Origin of the sequence: Sphingomonas sp. CCH15-F11, from assembly GCF_001557005.1 — a bacterium.
Lineage (GTDB): Bacteria > Pseudomonadota > Alphaproteobacteria > Sphingomonadales > Sphingomonadaceae > Sphingomonas.
The window spans coordinates 1-4944 of the sequence record NZ_LSKG01000123.1 but is presented as its reverse complement, the minus strand read 5'-3'; the positions used below and the strand labels follow the sequence as shown (position 1 = coordinate 4944).

The 4944-nt window shown below is 66.3% G+C and carries 7 protein-coding genes; 6 read left to right on the top strand and 1 reads right to left on the bottom strand.

The annotated features are described in order from the left end of the window. The 3 genes from AX709_RS11365 to AX709_RS11355 all read left to right on the top strand — a co-directional run. The coding region (locus AX709_RS11365; RefSeq protein WP_443026198.1) for a DUF6927 domain-containing protein at window positions 1-394 on the top strand (394 nt) is incomplete at its 5' end. A gap of 40 nt (window positions 395-434) precedes the next feature. Continuing rightward, window positions 435-635, top strand: coding sequence for a hypothetical protein (locus AX709_RS11360; RefSeq protein ID WP_042469284.1), 201 nt, complete (start codon window positions 435-437; stop codon window positions 633-635). Then, window positions 635-1150: a thermonuclease family protein gene (locus AX709_RS11355; RefSeq protein WP_053003299.1), complete on the top strand. Its 516-nt coding sequence runs from the start codon at window positions 635-637 to the stop codon at window positions 1148-1150. Before AX709_RS11360 ends, AX709_RS11355 begins: the two co-directional genes overlap by 1 nt. 3 nt (window positions 1151-1153) lie before the next feature. Here AX709_RS11355 and AX709_RS11350 read toward each other — a convergent pair whose 3' ends face one another. Further along, a complete protein-coding gene (locus AX709_RS11350) occupies window positions 1154-1642 on the bottom strand; it encodes a hypothetical protein (protein ID WP_042469282.1) in 489 nt (162 codons plus the stop codon). A gap of 86 nt (window positions 1643-1728) precedes the next feature. On the opposite strand from AX709_RS11350, the gene AX709_RS11345 reads away from it, so the two are divergent. The 3 genes from AX709_RS11345 to AX709_RS11335 all read left to right on the top strand — a co-directional run. Next, window positions 1729-2742 carry a deazapurine DNA modification protein DpdA family protein gene (locus tag AX709_RS11345; RefSeq protein ID WP_042469281.1) on the top strand — a complete coding sequence of 338 codons (1014 nt, stop codon included), beginning with the start codon at window positions 1729-1731 and terminating at the stop codon, window positions 2740-2742. Window positions 2743-2892: 150 nt separating this feature from the next. Further along, window positions 2893-4482 (top strand): PRTRC system ParB family protein, encoded by a 1590-nt coding sequence (locus tag AX709_RS11340; protein WP_174521970.1) that lies wholly within the window; start codon window positions 2893-2895, stop codon window positions 4480-4482. Window positions 4483-4518: 36 nt separating this feature from the next. Next, a partial coding sequence (locus AX709_RS11335; RefSeq protein ID WP_066549404.1) for a PRTRC system protein E occupies window positions 4519-4944 on the top strand: 426 nt, incomplete at its 3' end.

Genomic DNA, 4944 nt, shown 5'->3' with positions numbered 1-4944 from the left:
GTTCGGCGGGGGGATCAGGGCTGACTCCATGAGCAGCACCAATCCTACCCGACTGACCGAAGCAATGGGACCATGCGAGGACCACTGCCCGCGGCACATACTCGATCTTCTCACCCCCACCGACCGGGAGCATGCCATCGACTGGCGACGGCGCTGCGCCGAGAATCTGAAGCGGCGGGCCCGCAAGCTCGAGGATGGCGATCGGATCAGGCTGGAGACGCCGCTCACCTTCAACGATGGTCACGTCGGCCAGGAGTTTGTTGTCGAGAAGCGCGGCCGCAAGCTGTGCTTCCGGAATCCTGAGACCGGGTGTCGTTACCGAATCAGCCGCTTCATGGATCGGCAGTGGCAAATTGTGCCGACCACCAAGGTCCACAAGACGATCTTTGCCTGAGCCGGTGAGCCGGTATCATGTCTTCCGAAGAGGAACCCCCATGTTTGCTCCCGACCCCGGCCTTTCGCCGAAGCGTCTGCTCCTGTGCAGTCGCGAGAATGCCCAGCGCGTCGCTACGCGCCTTTTTGACCTGCAGCCCGGCCGCGTCAGCATCGTGCGAACCGGCAATCCGCTGCAGCCTTTCCGCGTCTGCACCATGCCCTGCCGCGGCGAGCGTGTTGAAGTCGAGATGGTGTCCTGATGCGCCTCCTCGCACCCTCCCTTCTCGCGATGGTGATGCTCGGTCCGGCCGCGCCGAGCGGCGCACAGACGTTTGAAGCGCAGGCGCGCGCGCTCGACGGCGACACCGTTGCCGTCGACTTCCGATTGCTCGGCGTCGATTCCTTCGAGCGCCGACAGCTCTGCCAGCGCGCTTCCGGATGCTGGCCTTGCGGCAAGGCCGCCCAGGATCTCGCAGCGAACGCCCTGCGCTCGAGGACCGCGGTGATCCGCCTCACCGCTGCCAACTCTTACGGGCGACGTATCGCGACGGTGACGATGGCCGGCAAGGACCTCGGGGAACGCCTCATCCGCGCCGGTCTTGCCGTGCCCGAAATCCAGTATCTGAAGAACGACCCCGGTCGCGCTACCCGGTACCGGGCAGCGTTCGCGCAAGCGAAGGCGAGCAGGGCAGGGGCCTTCGCCGGCACATGGATCGAACCATCACGCTGGCGCCACGGGGAGCGTCTTCGCTGCGAGCGACGACCGGCCCCCTGACAATCAGGCCGACGGCATCGTCTCCGCCCACCAGGACGGACCCTGCTCGAATTCGCCATCGAGCTTCACCATCGGCCCATCAGGCGTATCGGCGACATAGGGATTGATGAGCGGCATCAGCGTGGTCTTCATCCGCTTCTGCTCTCCCGCGACGCGGCCCCTTCGTTCCAGAAGGTCCTCGAGCCACTCAAGATCGTCGAGCATGGCGACGACGCCGCGGCCCGCAAGGCAGAAGTAGATGCAGCGCTGGAAGTCGTCAGCACCATCGTTCGCGAGGATCGCTGCCAGCTTCAGCTTGCCACCGGGCACGCCTTCATGGACCCAGCTGACCGCCTCGCGCAGCTCACGGACGGAATAATAGGCGTCCTCGACGTCGATGCCGATCGCGGCGTTCGCGATCATCCTTCGCGTCGGTCGGTTGTCGGCATCCAGCGCCGCGTCCCGCAGCGTGATGTCGAGGTCGAACCGTTCTCTGAATCTGGCGGCCGCCATGGCAAATCTCCTGCGACCGGGAACGTAACGTGAACAATAGTTCCCGTCAACCGCGTCGTCTCCCCACCATTCAGAAGGCGCAATCGATGGATATCGAGATCATCGTCGGGCTTCCGCACCTTGGCGCCGGTCCGATCCTCAGGCGAGCCTGCACGCTGCGGCAGCCCACGCTGATCTCCGCGAACTGTCTGTCGCGCTGGTCAGACCGGCGCGGCTGGCGCGAATGGACGGGCTGGCGGCTCGATCAGCTTCGAAACGCACGAGGCCTGGCGTCGCTCTGCCTCGATTCCGGTGGGTTCGTCGCAGCGGCCCGCTATGGCGGCTTCCCATGGTCGCTGGCGGACTATGTCTCGCTTGCAGCTGCCTATCCCTTCAGATGGTGGGCGAGCGCCGACTATTGCGTCGAGGCCGAGATCGCCGCCGACCGAGAGGAGGTCATCGACCGGCTCGCCCGGACGATCCGCGCCAACCGCGATTGCCGCAGGCTCGCCGAGGACCAAGGCAACGCCGATACCTTGATCCCGGTGATCCAGGGCCGGCGGCCGACCGACTATGAGCGGTGCGTCGACGCCCTCTGGGGCTCGCTCCGGCCTGGGGCGCTTATTGGCGTCGGAAGCATGTGCCGGCGCGACATCCATGGACCGGAAGGTCTCATCGCTGTCGTCGATCACCTCGACCAGATCCTGCCGATTGGTGTCCGGCTCCATGCCTTCGGCGTGAAGGGGACAGCGCTGCCATTCTTGCTTCCGTTCCGCCACAGGATCGCTTCGATCGACAGCCAGGCCTATGGGATCAGCGCGCGACGGGCGGCCCACACTGCCCGCACCCCCAAGACGGACGAGTTCGTCGCCGATCACCTGGAGCGTTGGGTGGCGGGCCAGCAGCGCAGGCTGAGCTTGCCGCCACAGCGGCTGCCCCAGCAGCTCCACGCCGAGCGGGAGAACCCTCCGTCCGATCCTTGGGAAGCGGCGATTGCGCGAGCCCGTTCGGAAATCCGTGACCTCATCGAGTCCGGCGATCTCGACCATGACGAGATTACCGCAGCCTGGGTCGAGCAATGGGCCGCTGACATCCACCGAAGGCAAGCCGCCGAGCAATGAAGAGGGGAGGGGGAAGGGCAGGGTTGAGCATCAGGCTCGACGGAAAGAAGGCGCGCACCCGCGAAGGAGGCGCGACGCCAATCCCGAAGGAGACCCGCCTTGACCCCATCGCATCCGAATGCAGCCACGACGCTGTCGCTCTCCAAGATCATGCTTGGATACAATCCACGTCGCTATTTCGACCGAAAGAAGCACGAGGACCTGGTCGCGTCGTTCCGGCTGCGCGGCATGCTTCAGCCGATGCTTCTCCGCCCGGCAGCCGACGTCGACGACACCTACGTCGTTGTCGCGGGAGGCCGCAGGTATCGGGCCGCCCTCGAGGCTTTCGGTCCAGAAGGGGAGGTGCCCGTCGTCATCCGCGAGATGACCGACCAGGAAGCGCTGGAAGCGGCGATCGACGAGAACGACAATCGCGACGATGCGTCGGAGACGGAGCAGGCGGACGCCGCCGTTCGGGTTCTCGCCGCCTGCCAGAATGATCGTGCAGAGGCGGCGCGGCGGCTCGGCTGGTCCCAATCCAAATTCGACCGCCGCCTCGCCCTCGCGAATCTCTCCGACGCCGTGAAGCTCGCGCTCGATGAGCGCCGCATCAAGGTCGGGCATGCCGAGCTGCTCGCTGCCATTCCAGCGGACAAGCAGGACAAGGCTCTCGACACGATCACCGCTTCCGGTCTCGACGTCGGAAAAACGCGCGACCTCCTGATGCGCGTCACGCAGGATCTCGCCAACGCCTGCTTCGACAAGACCGAATGCATGGCCTGCCCGTTCAACTCCGGAACGCAACGAGCCCTCTTCGAAACCCATGTCGATGAAGGCCATTGCACCAATCCCGGCTGCTTCCAGCTCAAGACCGAAGCAATCGAAAAGGCCCGGATCGAGGCCCAGGAGCGCGCTGCGGCTGCCGCACAGGCCGAGGCCGCCGATCGGCAAGCGGACGGTGACGATGGGGAAGCTGCTCCCGACGCGGACGAGCTGGCAAATACCGACGACGATGGCGACGGTGCAGCCTCGCGTCCAGGGGTTCGAGCGACCGCGGTCGCAGCCAATCGGTCGTCGTCCGGCGCGATCGTCAAGCCGGCCGCCCGGGCTGACGGTGCGACCGTCTCCGTCAAATCGATCGCCGGCCGCACCGCCGACCTTCGGGAGGCGACCTGGCGAACGGCGCTTGCCCGGGGCCTCGCCGATAATCCCTCCCATGCGCATGCTGCGATCCTCGTCGCCGGCCTGACGGGTACGCTCGCGCAGATCAAGCCGGCCACCTTGACGTCGCGCGCCGGGCTGCTGGTCAGCCCTTCGTTTCCCGACCTGAGCTTCGGAGAGAAGATCGAGGGGATCCGCGCGCTTTCGGACGCGCAGGCAGCGACCGCCCTTGCCGCGATCGCAGCGGCCTATGCGCGCGACGTGCAGTCGTTCGCGCATGTCGCCGACCTTGCCCGGGCGTTCGCAATCGACATCCGGCACGGCTGGCGTGTCGATCGATCCTTCCTGGAGCGGTACACAAAGGACGAGCTCAAATTCATCGCTCAGGAGTGCGGCCTCATCGCGCACTTGGGCGAGAAGGCGTTCGCGAAGCTGCTCGCTTCCAAGAAGGCCGACCTCGTCGCCGGGATGCTCAACGCGGTCGGCTTCGATTGGACCGGCCGCCTGCCGAGCGGCATGACCCTCGACGGCAAATACGGGCCTCCTCCGGCTCCTCTTCGCGCCGAAGCCGACCGCGGTGTTTCCGCGATCGCGGCCTGACGGCCCTCACTCCCTCCGAAATAAGGACTGACAATCATGCTGATCGCAAGTCTCTTGCCGTTGCTCGGCCGCTACTCGCTTGGATTCGACCTCGTCGCGGGTCCGGGCGAGACCGTTACGTTGACCGTCATCCCTCGCGCAACGGAGGGCAAAGCCCAGCGCCTCGAGACGGGAGAGCTGCGGCCGATCTCGATCACGGCGACGGCAGCGGAGATCGACATCGAACTCGCCAAGGGGGCAGACGGCGCGCTCGGCCAGCTCATCGCTTCGCGCAAAACGCTCGCCGAGCAGATTTCCGAGCAGCGCGAGGCGGCCGAGGCCGCACGCGCGGCATCGGCGGAAGCGGCCAAGGCGAAAGCCGCCTCCACGGCGCCGCGACCGTCCCCGACGAGCAGCTCGCCGGCCACGCCGCCTCCGGGCTCGCCTCCGGCCGATGCCAAGTCGGACGAACCCGCCAGCCTC

Bases quoted from the DNA above. Each gene is read 5' to 3' on its own strand.
- AX709_RS11360 (WP_042469284.1), top strand. From the start codon at position 435: ATGTTTGCTCCCGACCCCGGCCTTTCGCCGAAGCGTCTGCTCCTGTGC.
- AX709_RS11355 (WP_053003299.1), top strand. From the start codon at position 635: ATGCGCCTCCTCGCACCCTCCCTTCTCGCGATGGTGATGCTCGGTCCG.
- AX709_RS11350 (WP_042469282.1), bottom strand. From the start codon at position 1,642: ATGGCGGCCGCCAGATTCAGAGAACGGTTCGACCTCGACATCACGCTG.
- AX709_RS11345 (WP_042469281.1), top strand. From the start codon at position 1,729: ATGGATATCGAGATCATCGTCGGGCTTCCGCACCTTGGCGCCGGTCCG.
- AX709_RS11340 (WP_174521970.1), top strand. From the start codon at position 2,893: ATGCTTGGATACAATCCACGTCGCTATTTCGACCGAAAGAAGCACGAG.